The 23,551-nt window shown below is 72.4% G+C and carries 17 protein-coding genes; 5 read left to right on the top strand and 12 right to left on the bottom strand.

Annotated elements, in window-relative coordinates:
- Positions 1–48: 48 nt before the first annotated feature.
- The 5 genes from ACFQS1_RS28580 to pdhA all read right to left on the bottom strand — a co-directional run bounded on the left by ACFQS1_RS28580 (position 49) and on the right by pdhA (position 8,141).
- Positions 49–3,846 carry an LppU/SCO3897 family protein gene (locus ACFQS1_RS28580; RefSeq protein WP_378974212.1) on the bottom strand — a complete coding sequence of 1,266 codons (3,798 nt, stop codon included), beginning with the start codon at positions 3,844–3,846 and terminating at the stop codon, positions 49–51.
- Positions 3,847–4,226: 380 nt separating this feature from the next.
- Positions 4,227–4,490: a hypothetical protein gene (locus ACFQS1_RS28575; RefSeq protein ID WP_378974210.1), complete on the bottom strand. Its 264-nt coding sequence runs from the start codon at positions 4,488–4,490 to the stop codon at positions 4,227–4,229.
- Positions 4,491–4,564: 74 nt separating this feature from the next.
- Entirely contained in the window at positions 4,565–5,959 is a 1,395-nt protein-coding gene (locus tag ACFQS1_RS28570; protein WP_378974207.1) for a dihydrolipoamide acetyltransferase family protein, read from the bottom strand.
- A gap of 5 nt (positions 5,960–5,964) precedes the next feature.
- Positions 5,965–6,954, bottom strand: coding sequence for an alpha-ketoacid dehydrogenase subunit beta (locus ACFQS1_RS28565; RefSeq protein ID WP_378974292.1), 990 nt, complete (start codon positions 6,952–6,954; stop codon positions 5,965–5,967).
- Complete coding sequence (pdhA, locus tag ACFQS1_RS28560) at positions 6,951–8,141, bottom strand: pyruvate dehydrogenase (acetyl-transferring) E1 component subunit alpha (RefSeq protein ID WP_378974205.1); 1,191 nt, start codon at positions 8,139–8,141, stop codon at positions 6,951–6,953. The genes ACFQS1_RS28565 and pdhA overlap by 4 nt, the downstream gene beginning before the upstream one ends.
- Positions 8,142–8,542: 401 nt before the next feature.
- Here pdhA and ACFQS1_RS28555 point away from each other — a divergent pair, with 401 nt between their 5' ends.
- Positions 8,543–9,541: a hypothetical protein gene (locus ACFQS1_RS28555; protein ID WP_378974203.1), complete on the top strand. Its 999-nt coding sequence runs from the start codon at positions 8,543–8,545 to the stop codon at positions 9,539–9,541.
- A gap of 606 nt (positions 9,542–10,147) precedes the next feature.
- On the opposite strand, the gene ACFQS1_RS28550 is transcribed toward ACFQS1_RS28555, so the two are convergent.
- Genes ACFQS1_RS28550 through ACFQS1_RS28540 form a run of 3 tightly spaced genes read right to left on the bottom strand, consistent with a single transcriptional unit; the run spans position 10,148 to position 14,704 of the window.
- A complete protein-coding gene (locus ACFQS1_RS28550; RefSeq protein WP_378974201.1) occupies positions 10,148–11,353 on the bottom strand; it encodes a hypothetical protein in 1,206 nt (401 codons plus the stop codon).
- Positions 11,354–11,387: 34 nt separating this feature from the next.
- Positions 11,388–13,070 carry a GTPase gene (locus tag ACFQS1_RS28545; RefSeq protein ID WP_378974198.1) on the bottom strand — a complete coding sequence of 561 codons (1,683 nt, stop codon included), beginning with the start codon at positions 13,068–13,070 and terminating at the stop codon, positions 11,388–11,390.
- On the bottom strand, positions 13,067–14,704 hold the full coding sequence (locus ACFQS1_RS28540) for a GTPase family protein (protein WP_378974290.1): 1,638 nt from the start codon (positions 14,702–14,704) through the stop codon (positions 13,067–13,069). Before ACFQS1_RS28540 ends, ACFQS1_RS28545 begins: the two co-directional genes overlap by 4 nt.
- Positions 14,705–15,432: 728 nt before the next feature.
- On the opposite strand from ACFQS1_RS28540, the gene dnaK reads away from it, so the two are divergent.
- The 4 genes from dnaK (at position 15,433) to ACFQS1_RS28520 (ending at position 19,713) form a co-directional block, all read left to right on the top strand.
- Positions 15,433–17,313, top strand: coding sequence for a molecular chaperone DnaK (dnaK, locus tag ACFQS1_RS28535; RefSeq protein WP_378974196.1), 1,881 nt, complete (start codon positions 15,433–15,435; stop codon positions 17,311–17,313).
- Entirely contained in the window at positions 17,310–17,954 is a 645-nt protein-coding gene (gene grpE, locus ACFQS1_RS28530; RefSeq protein ID WP_378974194.1) for a nucleotide exchange factor GrpE, read from the top strand. Before dnaK ends, grpE begins: the two co-directional genes overlap by 4 nt.
- A gap of 106 nt (positions 17,955–18,060) precedes the next feature.
- Complete coding sequence (dnaJ, locus tag ACFQS1_RS28525) at positions 18,061–19,257, top strand: molecular chaperone DnaJ (RefSeq protein ID WP_378974191.1); 1,197 nt, start codon at positions 18,061–18,063, stop codon at positions 19,255–19,257.
- 21 nt (positions 19,258–19,278) lie between these two features.
- On the top strand, positions 19,279–19,713 hold the full coding sequence (locus ACFQS1_RS28520) for a heat shock protein transcriptional repressor HspR (RefSeq protein ID WP_378974189.1): 435 nt from the start codon (positions 19,279–19,281) through the stop codon (positions 19,711–19,713).
- 77 nt (positions 19,714–19,790) lie between these two features.
- Here ACFQS1_RS28520 and ACFQS1_RS28515 read toward each other — a convergent pair whose 3' ends face one another.
- From ACFQS1_RS28515 to ACFQS1_RS28500, 4 genes are all read right to left on the bottom strand, one after another.
- Positions 19,791–20,261: a hypothetical protein gene (locus tag ACFQS1_RS28515; RefSeq protein WP_378974186.1), complete on the bottom strand. Its 471-nt coding sequence runs from the start codon at positions 20,259–20,261 to the stop codon at positions 19,791–19,793.
- Positions 20,262–20,401: 140 nt separating this feature from the next.
- Positions 20,402–21,610 (bottom strand): cation:proton antiporter, encoded by a 1,209-nt coding sequence (locus tag ACFQS1_RS28510; RefSeq protein WP_378974185.1) that lies wholly within the window; start codon positions 21,608–21,610, stop codon positions 20,402–20,404.
- A gap of 54 nt (positions 21,611–21,664) precedes the next feature.
- Positions 21,665–22,162 carry a cation:proton antiporter regulatory subunit gene (locus ACFQS1_RS28505; protein WP_378974183.1) on the bottom strand — a complete coding sequence of 166 codons (498 nt, stop codon included), beginning with the start codon at positions 22,160–22,162 and terminating at the stop codon, positions 21,665–21,667.
- Between the two features lie 61 nt (positions 22,163–22,223).
- The gene (locus ACFQS1_RS28500; protein ID WP_378974181.1) at positions 22,224–23,438 is read right to left on the bottom strand and encodes a sugar efflux transporter; all 1,215 of its coding nucleotides are present in this window, start codon (positions 23,436–23,438) and stop codon (positions 22,224–22,226) included.
- Between the last annotated feature and the right edge of the window lie 113 nt (positions 23,439–23,551).

Genomic DNA, 23,551 nt, shown 5'->3' with positions numbered 1-23,551 from the left:
CGTGCCGCACCCGATGCCCGGGGCGGCGCGATGGTGGTCAGGATGACATCAGCCGTGCGGCTTGAGGCAGAGCACCTGGTTGCCGTTGTCGGTCGGGTTCACCACGTACGGCTGCTTCGGGTCCTCGCACTTGGAGACGTCGCTGACGATCGACACGACTTGGAACGACTGAGCGTCGCCGCAGTCGGCCTTCACCGCGGCGTCGCCGTCGCGCTTCACGCATTCGCCGGCGCTCACGCTGATCGCCTTGCTCTTGTCGCCGGCGACCAGGTAGACCACGCCCAGCGCGACCCCGAGCAGCAGCACCGCGCCGATGACGACCGCGATCAGGATCGGGAACATCCGGACCCGCGGTGTCTCCGGCTTGGCCGGGGCCGCGGCGTCCGGCTTGAACTGGTCGAAACGGCCCTGCTCGGCGGGGCCCGGCCAGTTGGTGGTGTCGTCCGGTCGGGGCGGCGTCACCGTGGCCCGGCTGATCGCGTCCGAGATTTCGGGCGAGCCGGCGCCGGGCGGCGGGAACTGCGGCGGGGAGTAGGGGTTCTCCCGGCCCGCGATGTCGGTGGTGAGCTCGCCGTACTGGTCGGGCGCGTAGGGGTTCGGCGGCGGGTTGCCGAAGTCGCCGAACTGCGGCGGCGGCTGCTGCGGCGCGGCCGGCTTGGCGAAGTCGCCGAACGGCTGCGGCGGGGCACCCGGGTTGGTGAAGTCGTTGAAAGGCTGTTGCGGGCCGCCGGGAGTAGTGAAGTCGTTCACCGGCTGTTGCTGCGCCGGGTTGGTGAAGTCGCCGAACGGCGGCAGGTTGCGCGGCTGCTCGGCGCCGCCGAACGGCGGCTGCTCGGGCGGACCGGCCGGCGAACCGGGGTTGGTGAAGTCGCCGAACGGCGGATTCGCCGGCGAGGCGGGCGCGGGCGGGGAGACGCGGGCGCTCGCCGAGGCCCGGGCGGTGGCGCGGGCCGGCGACTGCGGGGCGATGCCAGGGCCGCCCGGCTCGCCGCCGGATCCGTTGTGGTCACCCGATTCTTGCGGGTACGCCGGTGAGCCGAACCCGCCGGGAGCCGGGGACTCGGCCACGTCGCCGGACGGTTGGTCGTCCTCGCCTTCGGCCGGGGCGGCGGGACGGCCGTAGACGCGGGCCTGCGGCGCGGCGGCCGGCGGCGGAAGCTCGGCGGGATCGACGGGCGCCACCCGGCTGGCCGAGGGCACCGAGGCGCTCGCGGTGACCGGCCGGGCCGAGCCCATCGCGCCCTGGTGCTCGGCGGGGTCGCGCGGGGCCGGGACCGAGCTGTTGCGGCTCTCGGCCACGACGGGTGCGCCGCCGGCCGCGCCGAGTGCGGCGCCGGGAACGCGCTGGGGGTAGCCGCCGCTGCCGCGGCCACGGTCGCTGCCAGGGCCAGGGCCAGGGCCAGGGCCAGGGTCAGGGCCACCGTCGGCGTCGGCCGGGGCGTCGGGGCGGCGGTAGAGCGAGTGGTCGTCCTGGCCGTCGTCGGAGGGCGCGCCGCCGTTGGCCGAGTACGGCTGTTCACCGAAGGCCGTGGGAGCGCCGGAAGCCGAGGGGGCGCAGGAGGCGGGGCGCTCGCCGAACGGTGAGGCCGACCGGTCGTCGGGGCGTTCGCCGAAGGGCGAGGCCGACCGGTCGCCGGGACGCTCGCCGAACGGCGAGGCCGGTCGGTCGTCGGGGCGTTCACCGAAGGGCGAGGCCGACCGGTCGCCGGGACGCTCGCCGAACGGCGAGGCCGGTCGGTCGTCGGGGCGCTCGCCAAAGGGCCGGTCGCCGAAGGCCGTGGGGGCGGCGGAGGCGGGGCGCTCGCCGAACGGCCGGTCGCCGAAGGCCGTGGGAGATCCGGAGGCGGGGCGCTCGCCGAACGGTGAGGCAGATCGGTCGTCGGAGCGTTCACCGAAGGCGGCGGGCTCGTCCGAGGAGGGGCGCTCGCCGAACGGGGATGCCGAGCGGGCGCCGTAGGGCGAGGTCTCGTCGCCGAAGGCGGCCGAGGGCTGTGCGGAGCCGAAGGCGCCCGAGTCGGGCTCGGAGGCGCGGGGTGCCTGTGCGGACTCCGTGTCGCCGAACGGGGCGGGCCTGGCCGAGCCGTAGGTGCCGGCGGCGGGGGAGTCCGGGCGGGCGGAGCCGTAGGGCTGGTCGTCGGCGGGGGAGCCCGGGCGGGCGGAACCGAAGGGCTGGTCGTCGGCGGGCCCGGCCGGGCGGGCGGAGCCATACGGCCGGTCGTCGGCGGACGGGCTGGTGGCGCCGTAGGAAGGCTGGTCGAGGGAGGTGGGCCGGGCCGAGCCGTAGGAAGGTGCCTCAGCCGGCTGGTCGCCGGGGGTGGGGCGGCCGTATGGGTTGGGCTCGTCGGCGGAGGCCGTGGGCGGGGGGCCGAACGCGCTGAACGAACCGTCGGGCTGGCCGGCGCCGGGGGGCGGGCCGAACGGGCTCTGCCTGCTGCGGATCGGCAGGTCGGTGCCGGGCGCGGCCGGCTGGGCGGCCGGCGGTTCCGCCGGGGGCTCGGCCGACGCGGACGACGGGATCGTGGCGGCGCCGCGCAGCGGGAAGCCGCCGCTCTCGCCCCGGCGGGTCGGGAACGTGGCGCCGCCCGGGGCCGCCGGGCCGGAAGCGGCAGAGCCCGAAGATGCGGGGCCAGCGGATCCGGGGCCCGACGATGCGGGGCTGGATGATGCGGAACCGAAGCCGTCCAGGCCGGAGGAGGCGCGGCCGGACGATGCGGGGCCGAAGCCGTCCAGGGCGGAGGAGGCGCGGCCGGATGATGCGGGGCCGAAGCCATCCAGGCCGGACGATGCGGGGCCGGAGGACGCGGGGCCGGAAGCGGCGGGGGTGGCGCTGCCGCGCATGGGGAGGCCGCCGCTCGGGGTGCGCGCGGACGCGGGGGCGTCGGGAAGGTCGCCGAGGGTGGCGCCGGGCACGCGGACGCGCTGGTCGCCGAAGGCGGAAATGCCGGGCGGCCGGCCGGTGGCCCGGTCGGCGTCGGGGGCGGCGGGCTGCTCGGGGAGCGTGCCGCGGCCGGGAGCGCCGGCCGCGAAGCCGTCGAACTCGCCGATCGTGCCGGGGTCGACCGGGGCGGGGGTGCGCTGCGGCAGGGGTGGGGCGTTGTCGCTGTCGGCCTGCTGCGGGGCCCACGCCGAGCGCGGCGGCTCGGGGGCGTTTCCGGAGGCCGGCACGAACGAGGAACCCGACGGCGCCGACGGCTGGCCGAACGGCGAGCCCTCGGCCGGGGACCGATCGAAAGGCGCGGCGGCGGGCGGCGGGAGCGACGACGAAGCCGCGGGCGGCGGCAGCGGCGAGGACCCGGCGGGCGGCGGGAACGGCGACGAATCCGCGGGTGGCGGGAACGAGGACGACGACGCGGGCGGCGGGAAGGAGGACGACGACGCGGGTGGCGGAACCGACGACGAAGCCGGCGGCGGGAACGAGGACGACGCCGGCGGCGGGAAGGGGGCTGAGGCGGCGGACGGTGTCGCGGCGCCGTAGGAGGATGCGGCCGCGCCGGGGGACACCGAGCCGTACGGCGAGGCGGCGCCCCGCTGCGGCAACGAGTTGTCTCCCTCGGGGGCGGGGATGCGGGCCGAACCGTAGGAGGTGCCGCTCGCGGTGGCGGGCCGGGCCGCGTCGGAGCCGGAGCCGAAGGTGCGGACGGCCGGGACCACGAACGGCGAGCCGCCGTTCGGCGTGGCCGGCGGCGGCGGTGCGTACGAGCTGGGGAAACCGTCGGTGGGCGGCGGAGCGGTGACCCGGCCGGCGGCTCGGCGGCCGTCAGTGTCCGGCGGGAAGTCGTCCGACGTTGAACCGCCCGAATTGGCCTCGGCCGGTTGCGTACCGGCGTACTGCCCCTCGGACGTCATGAGCGCCTCCTCGTCATTGCGGCCGTGCCAGCTTTGCACGGACGCGACTCACCGGCGAATCGCACCGGCGCCGTGCCCAGCTCTGAGGCCAGGCCGTGCGGGACCCGCCGGCGCGGGCGCGCCTCGAAGGCCCCAGCCCCCGTGCCGACCGGCCGAGCCGGCGTGGGAACCGTGCCCAACCGTACCGGGCCGGGGCGGCGTGAGGAATCCCGGTGTACGCCCGGAAGGGGACGGCCAGCTGATCTTTAAGGCAGACTTGAAGGTCGCTTCCGGCCGGATTTCGGGGCCGACGGTGGGCCGATCGGACGGCAAAGAGCCCGCCCGGATGACTCCGGACGGGCTCTCGGCTGGGCTGAATCAGAAGACCCGGCTGTGCCGGATCAGAAGGTCTTGCGCTGGGCGAAGATGGCGATCTCGTCGCGCATGGCCTGGGTCGGCGCGGACTTCCACGCGCGGTCGATGGCACGGTTCTCGCGGTTGATCATCCGACGCTCACGGACGCGGTCGACGATGCTGCTCATGGTGCTGGTCACTTCCCCCTCGGCCCTCGTGAGGCCAAACGTTTCGCTGCTCTGTTCGAGACAAGACCATTCTGACTCGTCTCGAACAGAGTTGCCAACGATTCCGGGGGTGATCGTGAGCACGTGCCTAACGATCGAAGGTCGAGATAATCAGTTGCCTAGGTTTCTCTGGTGTGCCACGTCAATGAAGCGCGCGCCTACGTCCACGAGAGCAGCGCCGCCTCCGGGTCGGTCAGGAACTCGCCGACGTCCCGCAGGAACTTCGAGCCCAGCTCGCCATCGATGATCCGGTGGTCGAACGAGAGGCCCAGCGTGGTCACCTGGCGGATCTTGATCTTGCCGTTGTGCACCCACGGGGTGGGCTTGACCGCGCCGAACGCCAGGATGGCCGACTCGCCCGGCGGCAGGATCGGGGTGCCGGTGTCGACCCCGAACACGCCGACGTTGGTGATCGAAAGCGTGCCGCCCGCCATGTCGGCCGGCGGCGTCTTGCCCGATTTCGCCACTTGGACGAGGGTGTTCAGCGCCTCGGCCAGCTCCCGCAACGTGAGACGTCCGGCGTCCTTGATGTTGGGCACGATGAGACCCCGCTCGGTCGCCGCGGCGATGCCGAGGTTCACGTACTCCTTCACCACGATCTCGCCGGTCTCGCCCGACCAACTCGAGTTGACCATCGGGTGGCGCTTGACCGCGAGCAGCACGGCCTTGGCCACCAGCAGCAGCGGCGAGATCCGCACGTCGCGGAAGTCGCGGCTCGCCTTGATCTTCTCGAGCGCCTTCATCGTGCGGGTGACGTCGACCGTGAGGAACTCGGTGACGTGCGGCGCGGTGAAGGCCGAGGCGACCATGTTCTCCGCGGTCAGCTTGCGGACGCCCTTGATCGGGATCCGCTGCTCGCGAGAAGCGTCAAAAGGAGCGGCGGTGGCCGCCGGGGCAGGCGCCACGGCCTTGTGCACGTCGTCCCGCGTCACCGAGCCCATCGGCCCGGTCCCCACGAGCGAGGCCAGGTCGACGCCCAGATCCCGGGCCAGTTTGCGAACCGGGGGCTTGGCGAGGACCGGGCCCGCGGGGACGTTCGAGGGCTGCTCCGCGGGGACCGGCACGGGCGCGACAGCCGCCGGAGGCGGGGTGCTGCCGTTGCTTGCGGTTGTCGACGGTGCCGAAGGCGTACCCGATCGGGGTCTGCGTTTTGCTGTTGTGTTTCGCGGGCCGTAACCCACCAGGACGGCCGTGCGTCCGCCCGGAGCCGGACCACCGATCAGGCCGGGCTCGACCATGCCCTCGGCCGGCGCGACCTCGACGGCAGCGAGCGACTCGGCCGACGGCTCGGGCAGGTCACCTGAGCCGGGCTGGGTGTCGATCGCGACGATGGGCGCGCCCACCTCGACCGTCGTGCCCGCCTCGTGGAAGATCTTGGTGACGACGCCGGCCCACTTCGCCGGGATCTCCACCGCGGCCTTCGCCGTCTCGACCTCGACGATCGGCTGGTTGAGCTCGATGGTGTCGCCCACCTTGACCAGCCAGGAGAGGATCTCTCCCTCGGTCAGGCCCTCGCCGAGGTCGGGCAGGGTGAACTCCTTGATCCGCGACATCGGCGTCACCAGCCGAACGAGCGGTCGACGGCGTCCAGCACCCGGTCGAGATCGGGGAGGTAATCCTCCTCGACCCGGGCGGCCGGGTAGGGAACGTCATAGCCGGTCACCCGCAGCACCGGCGCCTCCAGGGAGTAGAAGCACTCCTCGGTGATCCGGGCCGCGATCTCGGCGCCCACGCCCAGGTTGCCCGGGGCCTCGTGCACCACGACGGCGCGGCCGGTGCGCTTCACCGACTCGTAGACCGTGCCCATGTCCAGCGGGGACAGCGAGCGCAGGTCGATGACCTCGAGGTCGCGCCCGTCCTCGGCGGCCGCGGTGGCGGCGTCGAGGCAGGTGCGCACCATCGGGCCGTACGCGAGCAGCGTCGCGTCGGCGCCCGGCCGGGCCACCCGCGCGTCGTGCAGCGGGAAGGCGGTGGCCAGGTCGGCGCCGAGGTCGACCTCGCCCTTCTCCCAGTAGCGGCGCTTGGGCTCGAAGAACACGACCGGGTCGTCCGAGGCGATCGCCTGGCGGATCATCGTGTACGCGTCGGCCGGGTTGGCGCAGCTGACCACCTTGAGGCCGGGGATGTGCGCGAACAGCGCCTCGGGCGACTCGGAGTGGTGCTCGACCGCGCCGATGCCACCGCCGAACGGGATGCGGATGACGATCGGCAGCCGCACGTTGCCCAGCGAGCGGTAGAACATCTTTGCCACCTGGGCGACGATCTGGTTGAACGCCGGGAAGACGAAGCCGTCGAACTGGATCTCGCAGACCGGGCGGTACCCGCGGATGGCCAGGCCGATCGCGGTGCCGACGATGCCCGACTCGGCGAGCGGGGTGTCGATGACCCGGTCCTCGCCGAAGTCCTTCTGCAGGCCGTCGGTGATGCGGAAGACGCCGCCGAGCTTGCCGACGTCCTCGCCCATGATGATGACCTTGGAGTCATCCTCGAGCGCGCGGCGCAGGCCGTGGTTCAGGGCCTTGCCAAGGGTGATGGTCTCGCTCATCAGTGGGCGCTCCCCTCGAACGACGCGTGGTACCGCACGAACTCCGCCTTCTGGGCGTCGACCTCGGGCGAACCGTGCGGGTAGACGTTGTCGAACAGGGTCACCGGCTGCGGGTCGGGCATGGCCAGCACCCGCTCGCGCAGGTCGAGCGCGAGCTTCGTGGCGGCCTCGTCGACGTCGCCGAAGAAGTCGTCGTCGCCGATCTTCTGCTTGGTGAGGAACGCCTTGACCCGGGCGATCGGGTCCTTCGCCTTCCACGACTCGACCTCGCTGGCGATGCGGTAGCGGGTCGGGTCGTCGGAGCTGGTGTGCGCGCCCATCCGGTAGGTGTAGGCCTCGATCAGGGTCGGGCCCTGGCCGTTGCGGGCCTGGTCGAGCGCGGCGCGGGTGACCGCGAAGGTGGCCAGCACGTCGTTGCCGTCGATCCGGACGCCGGGGAAGCCGTAGCCGAGCGCGCGGCGGTAGAGCGGGATGCGGGTCTGCCGCTCCAGCGGCTCGCTGATCGCGTACTGGTTGTTCTGGCAGAAGAACACGATCGGGGCGTGGAACACGCCGGACCAGACGAACGCCTCGTTGACGTCGCCCTGGCTGGTCGCGCCGTCGCCGAAGTACGCGATGACCGCCTCGCCGTCGGCGTTGCCGGTCTTGCCGTCCATGGTGATGCCCATGGCGTAGCCGGTGGCGTGCAGCGTCTGCGCGCCGATCACGATCGTGTAGGTGTTGAACTTGAACTCGTTGGGGTCCCACCCGCCCTGGTCGACGCCGCGGAACAGGCCGAACGGCATGATCGGGTCGATCCCGCGGGTGTAGAGCACGCCGTGCTCGCGGTAGGTGGGGAACGCCATGTCCTGCGGTCGCAGCGCGCGGCCCGAGCCGACCTGAGCCGCCTCCTGGCCGAGCAGGCTGGCCCAGATGCCCAGCTCGCCCTGGCGCTGCAGGGCGGTCGCCTCGGCGTCCAGCCGGCGGACCGTGACCAGGTCGCGGTAGAGCGCTCGATACTCGTCGTCGGTGAAGTCGACGGTGTACGTCGTGCCGTCCGCCGTGGTGACGCTGTCCACGCGTTCGCCCTCGGGGGTGAGCAACTGGACGAAGCCGCCGGGTGGGGCATCTTCACCGTTTCGCGGGATCTCCGCGCCGACCGAAGGTCCAGGCGTCGGTAGTGGCACAGCTCCGCTGTCGCCGTTCGCCATCCGTGTCTCCCTGTTCGTCTCTGCGCCCGCGGCGGGTGTTGCCCGTCCGCGCGGCGAACCGCTGGGTCGCCGCGCCTGACCTTGGTGAGGTTGCCGCGCGACGCTACGGCGCGGGCCGAGGCCCCGCCGGGGAGTGACGGCGCCCACCGCCCCGGCAGATCGGCAGCGGTGCCGTCGCCTTCATCCTGACAGAGAACGTGAGCCCGGTTACAGGTCGGGTCGATCACAGTCCGGAAATTCCTCCGTCACATCGGGGTCCGTTTTTGTCCTATTAAGCGGTTTTCGTACGGTCACTACCGTACGAATGGACCATATGTCCCGCTGCTCCCGGTGGCATCCGTCGTTCAACCCTCTGTCCGAGACCGATCCATGTTGATCTTTTTCGTAGGGGGTTCCCGGCCGTGGCGGAGCAGCCAGACGACGACCTCGTACCGCCGCTCAAGGTCATGCGAAAGCGGCTGAACGGGGTGTACCGGGCGGATTCCGGTTTCTCCGGACCGACTCGACGGTATGTGCTGATCTTGGCGCTTCTGGTGGGACTGGCGTCGGTGCCCACCCTCGCCGCGATCACGGCCGGGTCCAGCGAGCTTGCCGACGGCGGCACCGACACCATGGACATCCCGTTCCTGCCGCCGGCGTCGCCCGGGCCCGTGCTTCCGGACGCCCGGGTGGGCGCGTCGCCGCCCTTGCTGCCGCCCGGCGTTGCCGGGACGGCACTGCGGGCGGGCCGGCTGCTGGGCGAAACGGGCAAGCGCCGTGGTTGGTCCGAGCCGTCTCCCGCTTTCCCGTACGGCGGGAAGCACGCGGCCCGCGGCTCGGCCCAGAAGTCCGGTTCTGACAAGTCGGCACGCCCTCGCCGCCCGGCTTCCTCGGAGCGCGCGCCGGCGATGGCGGCTTTCCCGGCGTTGCCCGGAATGCCCGCTCTTCCGCATTTGCCATCGGTGCCCGGGCGATCGGTCCGGCCCGCTTCGCCGCGTGCTTCCGCCGCCCTCGATCCGGTGGATTTCGCGGCAGACGGCGACGCCATCCCCGAGTTATCGGATATTCCCGATAGCGGCGACTTGTCGTCGCGGCACCACCAGCAAAGATGCGCCCGTTCCACCGACAGCGACCGGTCGGCCGACCGGTCCGAGCACAGCCGGAGGTCACCCGTGGCCGAACGTCCGCAGAACATCCGAGCGTCCCGCATCCTCGAGCGCAGCTACCCCGCGGGCAGCCTCAACACCCGCCATCTGATCCCCGAGGCGCGCGCCGAGGAGAACCAGATCGAGCGGCCGTACCGCGGCAGCCACCGGGCCGGCAGCCTGCACCATGCCGACGACACCCCGGCCCAGCGCCGCAGCTCCCGGGTGGGCCGCCACCACGCCGAGCCCACCGAGGACCTGAGCGGCCACTGGTGAGCCCGGTCGGCCTCGGTCCGGCCTTCTCCGGCTCGGCCTCGGCTGGCTCGGCCTTCGTTCGGCCTTCGTTCGGCCTTCGTTCGGCCTTGGCTCGGCCGGTTGCGATGATCGTTGGTTGGGCGGGGCTGCCATGGCGGGGTGCCCGATGGTGCCGGTGGCTGCCGCCAGTTGCGCTGGGCGTGGGTCCCGCGATGCGGCCGCTGTGTCTCAAAGAGCGGATGTGGCGGCCCGCGATCCCGGCTACTGGAACGACCGGTCCATGTTGCGGGACATCTCACGAGCGAGTGCCGGAAATATCGGCTTTTACTGTCCGGGCGTCGGCCCAGATCAGCCAAGGTTGATAAGTCTCCGCTCGCAACTAACGCGCACTTATCAAGATCTCGCCGCGCCGGCGGCAGCCGCGGTGACCAGGCGGGCTCCCGGCCCTGGCAGCCCAGCCCGGCCACCTGCGAACCGCAGCGGGCGGCAACCACGGTGAGCAGGCAGCCTCGCCGGCCATGGCCGCGCCGCCTGATCACGCACGGACCGCGACCGGGCCGCGGCCACGGTGGGCAGGCCAGGCCCTGGCAGCGCGGCCCGATCACGCGCGGACGGCGGCGGGCGCGGCTACTCGTCGAGGCGGTGGCGGTTGGCGTCCAGCCAGGCGTCGATGGCCTCGTGGTCGTCGGGGTCGACGCCTTCGGAGATCAGCTGGGCCACCGCGGCGGTGGCGGGGCTGCGGCGCTCGCCGGTCGCGTAGAGGCGGGCGAACTCGGGGATCATCTCCTCGACCAGCTCGTCGGTCTGGATCGCGGCGGCCTCGGGCAGGCCCCGGCGGCGCGTGGTGTAGGCCGACCAGGCCCGGGCGACCTTGGGGAGCATGGCGGCGTCGTCCATGTCGAGGACGGCGCGGCGGTGCACCCAGTCGAGCAGGAAGAGGCCGGCCACGGCGGGGCTCCAGCGCAGTGGGTCGGCGCCGGGCAGGGTGGCGGCGTGGTCCAGCAGCAGGCTGACGCAGAAGTGCAGGGAGGCCAACTCGTCGTCGGCGCTCACCTTGTCGAGGCCGAAGGTGGCCGCCTCGGGGCCGGCCAGGAAGTCGCGGGCCAACTCGGTGTTGCTGGGGTGCGGCGGCTCGGCGAGCGGCGGCGTGCCGGCGCTCGGCAGGAGCGCGAGGCGGGCGGCGGCCAGGGCACGGTCGGTGGCCAGGGAGCCGTCGGCCGGCAGCGAGCCCAGCCCGTCGGTGACGGCCAGGTGGCGGTCGACCTCCTCGCGGACCCGGGCCGGATCTTCCTCGCGGAACCAGGTCAGCTCGTCCTCGGCGCACATCTCGCGCACCTGCTCGAGGACGCGCTCGGCCGAGGAGCCGACGAACACGTCCTTGGTGATGCCGATGTTGTGGTCGACCAGGGCGACGACCGCGTGCTCGGGACCGCCGTCCTCGTTCTCGTAGGCGAACGTGACCAGATAGGACGTCTGATCGCCGTAGACGTCGCCGTACGCGTAGCAGCCGGTGGGGCGCACCCGGCCCAGCTCGGCCGCCCACGACGGCGCCTGCGCGCCCCGCCTGACGTCGGCCGCGCCGGCGGCGTCGGGCACCAGCGCCGCGAACACCTCGCGGATCGTGGTGGCGGCGGCCGTGCGGCGCCGGGTGGTCGCGGAGAGGAACTCGCCGACGAAATCGCGCACCGCCGCGGCCCGGTCGGCCTCGGCGATCGAGTAGACGCTGCCGAGCAGGGCCGTGCCCAGCATCTCGGCGTCCAACGCGCAGTCGAGTTTCGCCACGTCACGCGCCGCGTGCAGAACTGCCTCGAACGGGGTCGATGATGGCGACATAACGCGAGCGTACCGGTCCCCGTACGCTCGGAGACTACTCCGAACGAACGGTCGTGAGCGCCTCGCGCGCCTGCGCGTACGCGTTCAGCACCTCGCGGACCGGCGCCACGACGTACTCCCGGGCCACCTCGGTGATCGAGGCGCGCAGCCGTTGCTCGGCCCGGGCGCGGGCCCGCCGGGCGCCCCAGTTGACGATCGGCTTGAGCAGCAGCCAGAGCAGCAGGCCGGCCAGCACGCCGCCGAGCAGCAGCAGCGTGGGCAGCGGCACCGCCCCGACCTTGGGGTAGCGCAGCTCGGGCAGGCCGAGCAGGCGTACCGCGTAGCCGGCCAGCAGCCAGCCCAGCCCGGCGACGGCGGCGGCGACCAGCGCCCACTGGAGGATGCCGACGCCGCGCCACCACAGCGGGGTGCGGCCGGCGCCCAGGTCGGTCTTGGCGACCGCCCGGTCGAGCGCGTCGGGCAGGTCGTCGACGCGGGAACGGGCCGCATTGGTCAGCGCCGGCGCCCACATGGCCGGCAGCGGCGCGGCCGCGCGGGCGGCGACGGCACGCACCGAGAGGCCGACCGCCGACTTCTGCGCGGCGTCCGCCTCGGGCAGCGAGGTGCGCGGCACGATGTCGGTGGAGACCGCGTCCGTCGGCGCCGTCCCGGTCAGGTGCAGCCGGCGCAGCGGGTCGGGGCGCAGCCGGCGCAGCCCGCGCACGACCGGCCAGCCGGTGGCCGCGGCCGCCCGGTGCCGGTAGGAGCCCGCGGTGGCGTCGGCGACCGCGCCCACCCCGGCCGAGGCGGCGAGCGCCTCGGAGAGCTGGCGGACGGTGGCCCGGTCGACCTCGTCCTCGGCGGCCGGCGGGCCGATCATCAAGGTCAGTGGCTCGCTGACGGTCTGCAGGTCGCCGGCCAGGCGGCGCAGCGCGGCCTGCCGGTCGGCGACGGTCTTTTCCAGAGTCTCGCGCAGCTCGTGCAGCATGCCGGGCTGCTTGGCCGAGGTGGCCATCACCGGCGCGCCGGACAGGCCGTCCTCCTCCAGCAGGCGGCGCAGGTCGCCCAGCACCACCTCGGTGTCCTGGGTGGACAGCCGGTCGGCCTGGTTGAGCACCACGATGGTCACGCCGGTGTGCTCGCGGAACTGGCTGAGGTAGGCCTGGTGCAGGATCCGGTCGCCGTACTTCTGCGGGTCGACCACCCAGACCACCTGGTCGACCAGGCCGAGCAGGCGGTCGACCTCGAGGCGGTGACTGCGCTCGATCGAGTCGAAGTCGGGCAGGTCGAGCAGCACCAGGCCGCGCAGGGCGGCCTCGTCGTCGCCGTCCAGGGCGCTCTCCCGGATGAAGCGCTGCCGCGGCAGCACCCCGATCCAGTCGAGCAGCTGGTTGGCCGGCTCGAGCGGGCCCCAGACGCAGGCGTGCGCGGCGCCGGTGGTCGGCCGGCGCACCCCGACCGGCGAGAGCTTCAGCCGGGCGAGCGCGTTGAACAGGCTCGACTTGCCGCTGCCGGTGCTGCCCGCCAGCGCCACCACGGTGTGGTCGCGAGAGAGCGAGAGCCGGTTGCCGGCCCGCTCCACCAGTGTGTGCGCGGCGACCAGGTCGGCGTCGGGCAGATAGGGATCGACCAAGCGGAGGAACTTGCTCAGCGACTCCAGGCGCTGCACCAGTTCCTCGGCGTCCACCCGACCGTCCGCGCCGGTCAGCGCGCCGCGCACCTTCTCGATCAGATTCATGTCGCGCTCCCCGTCAACGCGAGCTCCACCCGCGCGGCCTCGACGTCGAGCGCGGCCCGGCGCAGGTCGGCGGCGGGCTCGATGTCCAGCCCGGTCGCCGCGGTGCGGTTGGTGTACCGCGCGGCCTCGGCGTCGAGCAGCTCGCCCACCCGGAACAGCAGGTCCTCGCGGGCGCGGTTGGCCAGGCCGCGGATCGCCTGGTCGCCGAAGACCGCCTCGAGCACCTTCTGGGCCGCGACCGTGGTGCCGGCGCCGACCGCGAGCTCGAGCCCGGTCGGGATGAACGCGGTCGAGGTGAAGACGGCGATCATGACGGCCAGGCCGGCGCCGTTGACCGCGTAGGCCGCGCCGCGCGCCACCACCCGCTTTTCCGCGCTCTGCTCGCGCACCAGGCCGAGCACCCACTGCTGCCAGTCGCGGACCAGCCGGTCGGCGCGCTGCGGCAGGTCGGCCGAGGCCCGCTGCAGCTCGGGATCGAGCAGCGCCGCCCCGGCCGGGTGCGCCTGCCACGCCGAGTACGCCTGCTCGGCGGCGTCGGTCGCCACCCCGCGCAGCAGCGTGACCAGCTGCGACTCCAACGCCGTCTGCAGGTTGCGGCCGGGCAGCGGGCGGCCGGTGATCGCCGAGACGACGCGGTCGCGCAGCAGGCCGACTCGGTTTTCGAGGGTGCGCATGAACTCGCCGGTGCCGACGAATTCCTGCCAGCGGGCCAGCACCTCGCCCCGCAGCAGCCGGCCGTCGCGCAGCCCCTCGACCACGACCTGCCGGGCGTTGCGGTAGGCGATCGCGACCCGCTCGTCGAGCGCGTGTGCGGCCACCGACTGCTCGTCGGCGGCGTCGGCGAGGCCCGCCACCGCCGGGCCGAGGGCGGCCAGCGCGCCGTCGAGGGTCTGCCGCACCACCGCGGAGCGGGCATTGGCGTCGGCCGCGAGCTGGCCGAACCAGTCGTGCAGCGGGCCGACCACGTCTTCGGCGATCAGGCCCTGACCGTCCAGCGTGGTCTCGGGCAGCACGAACAGCGGGGCCGCCCCGAGGTTGCGGGCGGCCAGCATCTCCCGCAGGTGGGCGGTGACCTCGCCGGCCGCCTCGGCGGGCACCCGGTCGAGGACCAGGGCGATCACCGTGCCGCGCAGCCGGGCCGTGGTCAGCAGCTCCCAGGGCACATTGTCGGCGTAGCGGGCGGCCGTGGTCACGAACAGCCAGAGGTCGGCCGCGGCGAACAGCTGCGCGGCCAGCTTCCGGTTGCCCTCGACCACCGAGTCGACGTCGGGCGCGTCGAGGAACGCGAGGCCGGCGCCGAGCGCGGGGGCGGAGACGATCTGCAGCGTACGAGGGTCGGCGCTGGACTCGGGCGTGCGCACCAGGCCGGGCAGCAGCTGGCCCTGGCGGAACCAGGCGAGGTCGGCGGGGTTGCTCACCAGCACCGGCGAGCGGGTGGTGGGACGCAGCACGCCGGCCGCGCTGACCGGCGCCCGGACCAGGCTGTTGACCAGGGTCGACTTGCCCGCGCCGGTGGAGCCGCCGACGACGACCAGCAGCGGCGCGTCGAGCCGGGCCAGGCGGGGCAGCAGGTAGTCGTCGAGCTGGGCGACGAGGGCGGCGCCGACCCGGCGGGCCTCCTCGGCGGACGGCATGACCAGGGGGTACGGCGTGCCGCCGATCGCCGCCCGCAGCCGGCTCAGCGCGGTGGCGAGGTGCCCGACCGCGGCCGGGGGCTCGGCCGGTAGCTGCGGGTGATTTATTTCATCGCCGCCCGGTGCCGTCGGTGCCGCGGCCAGCGGCTGCTCGACCTGTTCGGGGGCCGCCGCCGGCGTTTCGATCTCGGTGCTCTGATCACTTTCCGTGATCGGGGCATCGTCGGGCGACGGCGCGTCCGGCTCCGGCCCGGGCTCGGGATCGGGCTGCGGTGGGGCGGACTTTTGTCCCTTTTCGGGCGGCGACTGGGGCGATGGGGTGGTGGGCACGACGGCTTCCGTAGGATCAGAGGTGTTCCCGGCGTCGGTCGAAACCGTACTCGTCAGGTCATTCTCGTCCGATCCGGCGGGCTGTTGCGCTGCGGGGTCCACGGCGGCTAGGGCCGATGGACCGACCGCGTCACCGTGCGTCGTCACGGGTAAAGAGTGCCTGATCTATGCATGCAGGACAACAGGTGCCGGTATGCCGTGACCGGACAGGTATCTGCCGAAGTGCTGGCGGGCGGCGCCCTTGCGCCGAGTTGGCTCAACTTGGATTTGACGGGTGGCCGGGCCGTGGCATCATTGAGTCGGTTCCACTCAACTTCAGGAAAGCCTTCAGTCTTCTCTTGGGTGGTGGGTGGGGCGGTTGGATGGGAACCGAGACTCAGTAAGAAGCGAGGAACACCATGGCACGTGCGGTCGGCATCGACCTCGGCACCACGAACTCCTGCGTCAGCGTTCTGGAAGGAGGCGAGCCCACCGTCATCGCCAACGCGGAGGGCTCCCGGACGACCCCGTCCATCGTCGCCTTCGCGCGCAACGGCGAGGTGCTCGTCGGTGAGGTCGCCAAGCGCCAGGCGGTGACCAACCCCGACCGGACCATCCGTTCGGTCAAGCGGGAGATCGGTACCAGCTGGTCGATCGACATCGATGGCAAGAAGTACACGCCGCAGGAGATCTCGGCGCGGGTCCTGATGAAGCTCAAGCGTGACTCCGAGGCGTACCTCGGCGAGACGGTCACCGACGCGGTCATCACCGTCCCGGCGTACTTCAACGATGCGCAGCGCCAGGCCACCAAGGAGGCCGGCGAGATCGCGGGTCTCAACGTGCTGCGCATCGTCAACGAGCCCACCGCCGCGGCCCTCGCCTACGGCCTCGACAAGGGCTCCAAGGAGCAGACCGTCCTGGTCTTCGACCTCGGCGGCGGCACCTTCGACGTCTCGCTGCTCGAGCTGGGCGACGGCGTCATCGAGGTCAAGTCGACCTCCGGCGACAACCACCTGGGCGGCGACGACTGGGACCAGCGGATCATCGACCACCTGGTCAAGACCTTCCGCGGCGAGCACGGCATCGACCTGGGCGCCGACAAGATGGCCCTGCAGCGTCTGCGCGAGGCCGCCGAGAAGGCGAAGATCGAGCTGTCCGCCGCGACCACCACGAGCATCAACCTGCCGTACATCACGGCCGGCCCGGACGGCCCGCTGCACCTGGACATGTCGCTGTCCCGGGCCGAGTTCCAGCGCATGACGCAGGACCTGCTCGACCGCTGCAAGGGCCCGTTCGAGTCCGCGATCAAGGACGCCGACGTCAAGCTCTCCGACGTCGACCACGTGATCCTGGTCGGCGGCTCGACCCGGATGCCGGCGGTCGCCGACCTGGTCAAGAGCATGACCGGCAAGGAGCCCAACAAGGGCGTCAACCCGGACGAGGTCGTCGCCGTGGGCGCCGCGCTGCAGGCCGGCGTGCTCAAGGGCGAGGTCAAGGACGTTCTGCTCCTCGACGTCACCCCGCTGTCCCTGGGCATCGAGACCAAGGGCGGCATCATGCACAAGCTGGTCGAGCGCAACACGACCATCCCGGCGCACCGCTCCGAGGTCTACACGACCGCCGACGACAACCAGCCGTCCGTGCTGATCCAGGTCTTCCAGGGCGAGCGCGAGATGGCGGCGTACAACAAGAAGCTCGGCACCTTCGAGCTCAGCGGCATCGCGCCGGCCCCGCGCGGCGTGCCGCAGATCGAGGTCTCCTTCGACATCGACGCGAACGGCATCGTGCACGTGTCCGCCAAGGACCTGGGCACGGGCAAGGAGCAGAAGATGACGATCACCGGCGGCTCCGCGCTGCCGAAGGACGACATCGAGCGGATGATGCGCGACGCGCAGGACCACGCGGACGAGGACAAGAAGCGCCGCGAGGACGCGGAGACCCGCAACCTGGCCGAGCAGCTGCAGTGGCAGACCGAGAAGTTCCTGGCCGAGAGCGGCGACAAGCTGCCCGAGGACAGCAAGAACAAGATCGGCGAGGCGCTCGGCGAGCTGCGCGGCGCCCTCGGCGGCTCCGACATCGAGAAGATCAAGGCGGCGCACGAGCGGCTCTCGCAGGTCTCGCAGGAGGCCGGCTCGCTGCTCTACTCGCAGGGTGACGGCACCCAGGCCGCGACCGGTGGTCCGGACGGCACCGAGGCGCCCGGTGGCGCGACCGGCGCCGGCCCGACCGGTGCTCCGGGTGCTGCCGCAGGTGGCGACGACGTGGTCGACGCCGAGATCGTGGAGGACGACAAGAAGTGACTGCCGCGGACGACGAGAACGACGGTCGGACGACCGAGCGGGTCGTCATCCGGGACCGACGCAAGATAGATCCGAAGGCCGAGGGCGGCGCCAAGGGCACCGCCGAGGTCAAGGACAAGTCCTCGGCCGGCGGCGCGCACCGCGCCGCCGAGCCGGAGGAGGGCGCCGAGGTCCCCGTCGACGACGAGGACAAGAAGCCCGCGCTCGGAGCCGAGCTCGAGGCTCTGCGCGGCGAGCTCGACGAGCGGACCCACGACCTTCAGCGGGTCACCGCCGAGTACGCCAACTACCGCAAGCGGGTCGACCGGGACCGGGCGGCCGCCGCCGAGCTCACCACGGGAGCGGTGCTCACCGCGCTGCTCCCGGTGCTCGACGACATCGACCGGGCCCGCGAGCACGGCGACCTGGTCGGGCCGTTCGCCTCGGTGGCGGAGTCGCTCACCGCGGTGACCGGCAAGCTGGGTCTCACCGCGTTCGGCGAGAAGGGCGACCCCTTCGACCCGAACCGGCACGAGGCGGTCGCGCACCAGACGTCGGCCGACGTCACGGAGCCGACCTGCGTCGAGGTCATGCGCCGGGGTTACACCCTGGGCGAGCGGCTGCTGCGGGCCGCTCTGGTCGCGGTCGCCGACCCCGAGTGATCTCACAGGCTGTGCCTCTACCCAAGCCTGGACTATCAGTCGGCGGAGCTCGTCCCGCCCACGGCGATGCGGTGGGCGGGACTCCCGCTAGGAGGAGGTGGACGCGATGAGCTCGAAGGACTGGCTCGAGAAGGACTTCTACGCCGTGCTCGGCGTGAACAAGTCCGCCTCAACCGACGAGATCAAGAAGGCGTATCGCAAGCTCGCCCGCGACCTGCACCCCGACCGGAACCCGGACAACCGGGAGGCCGAGGAGAAGTTCAAGGCCGCGTCCGAGGCGTACGACGTGCTCTCCGACGACAAGAAGCGCAAAGAGTACGACGAGATGCGCTCGCTGTTCGGCTCGGGCGCGTTCCGCCGGGGCGCGCGTTCCGGTTCGCCGGGCGGGCAGTTCGACCCGTCCGATCTGTTCGGTGGCTTCTCCAACGCGGGTGCCCAGGGCGGGGCCGGCGATCGCCGGTTCGGCGGGGCCGGCTTCTCCGACATCTTCAGCTCGATCTTCTCGGGCGGGGGGCCGGGGGGTGGCGCGGCCCGGCGCGGCCCGCGCCGCGGGCGCGACGTGGAGACCGAGGTGACCCTCGACTTCACCCAGGCGGTACGCGGCACGACCCTGCCGCTGACGCTGCGCTCGGCCGGCGAGTGCGACACCTGCCACGGCAGCGGGGCGAAGCCCGGCACCACGCCGCGCACCTGCCCGCAGTGCCACGGCAGTGGGCTGATCTCGCGCAACCAGGGGTCGTTCAGCTTCTCCGAGCCGTGCCGCGAGTGCCAGGGCGCGGGCACCATCGTCGACGAGAAGTGCGCCGAGTGCCGCGGCACCGGCGGGGTCACCAAGACCCGTACGATCAACGTCCGCTTCCCCGCGGGCGTGGCCGACGGCCAGCGGATCCGGCTCAGCGGCCGGGGCGAGCCCGGCGACCGCGGCGGTCCGGCCGGCGACCTGTACGTGCAGGTGGCCGTCCGTCCGGACGAGCTGTTTGGCCGCAGCGGCGACGACCTCACGCTGACCCTGCCGATCAGCATCGCCGAGGCGGTGCTCGGCGCCGACCTGCGGGTGCCCACGCTGGACGGGCCGGTCACCATGCGGGTCCCGCCCGGCACGCCGAGCGGGCGCAAGCTGCGGGCCCGCGGCAAGGGCGTGGCCCGCAAGAGTGGGCCACCCGGCGACCTGATCGTCACGGTTGACGTGCAGGTGCCGGACGGTGTCACGGGGGAAGCGCGCGATGCGCTGGAGCGTTTCGCGAAACTGACCCCGCCGGCCGGGCGGGAACGGCTCGAGGCGCGCGTGCGCCGGGGCGGTTAGGACGTTCTCGGGAGGTGGCACATGTATGAAGAGATCGACATCTCGGTGGAGCAGGCCTCCGACGCGAAGGTCCTGATCATCTCGGTGGCCGCGCGGCTGGCCGGCATGCACCCGCAGACCCTGCGCCAGTACGACCGGCTCGGGTTGGTGCAGCCCGGCCGGGCGGGCGGCGGCGGGCGCCGGTACAGCGAGCGGGATGTCGCGTTGCTCCGCGAAGTGCAGCGGCTGAGCCAGGAGGACGGCGTCAACCTGGCCGGCATCAAGCGCATCATCGGGCTCGAGCAGCTGGTGGCCGACCTCCAGCAGCGCATCCAGGAGCTGGAGGCGCAGCTCGACGAGGCGTACCACCGGATCGCCCAGATGGAGAGTCCGTACTCGAGGCGTGACCTGGTGCGCCAGGAGCGCCCGTCGACGGCCCTGGTGGTGTGGCGTCCGCGCCGCTCCGCCGACAAGTAGGACATCGCTCGTAGCGGATGGCGGCCTTCCCCGGAAGGCCGCCCTTCTTTGTGATCCGGTCGTTCGCCGCGGGCTGATCAGCGCCCCAGCGTGCCGCCGCCGGTCGTGCGGCCGAACATGCCGAGGCGGCGCGGGTGGCGGACCAGGCCGCCCTCGATCCAGTCGGAGTAGTCGAAGGCCTCGGGCCGGCTCATCAGGACGCGGCAGTTGTGCGCCCAGATGGACATCGGCTCGTCGCCGACCTCCTCGGCGCGTTCGACGTACTTCTTGAGGCGGCGTTTGCGCTGGTTGGTGGCGTTTTGCCGGACTCCGTCGGCGGCGTAGATGTACATGCAGTGCTGGGCGAAGCGGCGCGCGGGGCACTGACGGTCCATCGCCAGCTCGAAGAGCGTGGGCGCCAGGACGTCACCGGCGATCAGCAGATCCCAGTCGGGCGGCATGTTGTCCAATGGCACGGACTCGGGGTGATATGCCCATGCCTGCAACTCCTCCGGTCGCGGATCGACCGGGTTTGCGAACCCGTAGAAAGTCGACTCACGCACAGTCACGCCGCCGCCCCGCCGTAAAGTCCGATTAACACAACTTGTCGAGCCCGAACGCTAGCGCGCCCAAAGTTACTACGGAAGTGTTAGCGGGTCACAATCGGATACTAGTCAGTAGCATTAAGCAGCGTTGCCGGTTCGGCACCTTACTCACCTGCGGGAAGAGGGTTGACGGGCCGCCGCCGGTCGGCCATGCGGCGCCGCACGACGGTCCGGAACCACTGGTAATCGGGCAGGCGCGCGAGCATCGGGCCGGAGATCACGGTGATCAGCACGTAGGCCGTCGCCAGCGGGGCCAGTCGCGGCTCGACGCCGGAGGCCACCGCCAGGCCCGCGATGACCACCGAGAACTCGCCGCGCGGCACGAGGGCGAGGCCGGCCCGCAGCTGACCGGGGAGCGCGATGCCGGCCCGCTTCGCGGCGAGATAACCGGTCAGCACCTTGGTCGCCATGGTGAGCACGGCCAGCCCGAGCGCGGGCAGCAACACCGGCGGCATGTCGGCCGGGTTGGTGGACAGGCCGAAGAAGACGAAGAAGACCGCGGCGAACAGGTCGCGCAGCGGGGAGAGCATCTCGGTGGCGTGGTGCGCGACCGGGCCGGAGAGCGCGATGCCGACCAGGAACGCGCCCACCGCGGCCGAGACCTTGAGCTCGGCGGCCACGCCGGCCACGAACAGCGTCAGGCCGAGCACGCTGAGCAGCAGTGCCTCCGGGTCCTGCACCGACATGAACTTGCTGATCGTGCTGCCGTAGCGGATCGCCACCACCAGGACCGCGATCACGGTGACCACCGCGACCGCCAGGGCCTTGGCGCCGCCGGCCAGGCCCACCCCGGCCAGCACGGCGGTGACCAGCGGGAGGTAGAAGGCCATCGCGAGGTCTTCGATCACCAGCACGCTCAGGATGACCGGGGTCTCGCGGTTACCGAGGCGGCCGAGGTCGCCGAGCACCTTGGCGATCACGCCGGAGGAGGAGACCCAGGTGATGCCGGCCAGCACCAGGGCGGCCCGCCAGTCCCAGCCCAGCAGCAGCGCGAAGCCGGCCCCGGGCAGCGCGTTGAGCAGGCCGTCGATCAGGCCGGCCGGGGCGGCGGCGCGCAGGTTGCCGACCAGCTCGGTGGCGGAGTATTCCAGGCCGAGCATGACCAGCAGCAGGATGACGCCGATCTCGGCGCCGACCTCGATGAACTCCTCGCTGGCCGAGAGCGGGATGAGGCCGCCGTGCCCGAAGGCGAGGCCGGCCAGCAGGTAGAGCGGGATGGGCGAGAGACCGACCCGGCGGCCCAAGCGGCCGAGCATGCCCAGGGCAAAGAGCAGCGCGCCGACCTCGATCAGGAGAATCGTCGTACTGTGCACTCTTTCGCCCTTAATTCTGGGGTTTTCTGTCGCGGGTAAATAGAGCTGGCCGGCCTAGTCGTCGCGCTCGCCGGCCAGGATGGCGGTGACGCCGTCCAGGCCCTCGCGGGTGCCGACCGCGACCACGACGTCGTTCGCCTCGAAGACGAAGGACGGGCCCGGCGAAGCGATCACCTCGCGGTCGCGCAGCACGGCCACGATCGACGCGCTGGTGCGGGTGCGGGCCCGGGTGTCGCCGAGCTGGCGGCCCACGAACGGGGAGCCGGCCGGCAGCGCGATCTGCTCGGTGAGCAGGCCGGCCGCCTGCTGGCGCAGGCCGGCGAGCTGGCCGAGCATCAGCGACGCGCCGAGCACGTCGGCGAGCGCCTCGGCCTCGCCGTCGGTCAGCGGGATCGACGCCAGGCACGAATCCGGGTCGTCCACGTCGTAGAGCACCAGGTCACGCCGGCCGTTGCGGTGGGAGACCACTCCGACCGTGCGACCGCTCGAGGTGACGAGGTCATGCCGGACTCCGATCCCCGGCAGCGGAGTCTGTTCCACCCTTACACGCACGCCTGCAACGGTACTGGATGTTCCACGGGACACCCTTTTCACTATGGGCGATACGCCGGACCTATGCGGCGGATATCGCGGGCTCCCTCGTGATGAGCCGTTTCCGGTGGAGGGCGCGGGTGCGGCCGCTGGCCACCAGCAGGAGCGCGCCGACCAGGCAAAGGCCCAGGTTGAAGGCGTACGCGAGGCGGAAGTCGAAGTGCTGCGCCAGCCCGAACAGCGGGGCCGCCATGATCTGGCCGATCGGGAACGTGTTGGTGACCATGGTGGTGGCCCGCCCGGGGTGCTCAGGCATCAGGTCCTGCACGTACGAGATGCTCAGCGCCCCGACCGTCGAGATGACCACCGCCTGGAGGAGCTGGGCGGCGGCCAGCACCCAGACGTGCGCCGCCGTGGCGGCGACCGCGTGGTAGGCGACCGCGCAGAGGACGCCCACGAAGATCAGCCGGCGGATCGGGACGCGGGTGGCCAGCGCGCCGAGCGCCAGCATCATCGGGATCTCCAGCGCCGCGCAGACGCCCAGGATCAGGCCGGCCTGGCTGATCGTGCCGCCCAGGTCGTCGCGCACGAACAGCGGCATGGCCTGGACGTTGAGCGTGGACGCGGTGGTGACCACGGTGAAGCTCGCGATGATCAGGAAGAGGGCCGCGGGGCTCTTCGCATGGGTGGCCTCGTGCGGGGCCGGGGTGACGGCCGCGGCGGGCACCTTGGGCAGCATCGTGACGACCAGCAGGGCGCCGACCAGGTAGAGGGCGCCGGCCAGGCCGTACGTCCAGCCGAAGCCGTGCGCGGCCAGGATCAGCGCGGCCAGCGGCGGGCCGCCGACCCAGGCCGCCGAGAACAGGGTGCGCAGCGCGCTGATCCCGAAGGCGGCCCGGGACGGGTCCTTCTGGTGCAGCATCTGCCGGGCGTACGCGAAGCTCTGTGGAAAGAGCGACCCGGCGATCGCCGTGAGCGTCACGGTGACCGCGAGCACCGCCCAGTAGTTCCGGAGGACGGCCGTGAGGCCGGCGCCCAGCGCGCCGGCGAGCGCCGCGGTGATCAGCAGCTGGCGCCGGATCGGGCGGCGGTCGGAGACGCGGCCGATCAGCCAGGACACCGCCACGCCCGAGATCGGCGCGACGATCAGGAAGGCCGTGGTGCGGATCGGGCCGGCGTGCAGCCCCTCGGCGAGGAAGAGCGCGAGATAGGGACCGACGAACGAGGTCGCCAGGCCGACCACGATGAAGATCAGAGAGAGCGGGAGAAGCCGGCGGGTCAGGGGTGGTACGGCCATGATTCGTTACGGTACGGCGCGGTGGGCGCCCGTCCGGAAGCGTTCGTGTCCACCGTCACGGCCGTTCGGCCAGTGACGTTGTCGAGGTGGTTCTAGGCTTCTAGAGTTGAGTG

Origin of the sequence: Paractinoplanes rhizophilus, assembly GCF_042664765.1 — a bacterium.
GTDB lineage: Bacteria > Actinomycetota > Actinomycetes > Mycobacteriales > Micromonosporaceae > Actinoplanes > Actinoplanes rhizophilus.
The sequence above is the reverse complement of the archived record's forward strand: the minus strand, read 5'-3'. Positions and strand labels throughout refer to the sequence as shown.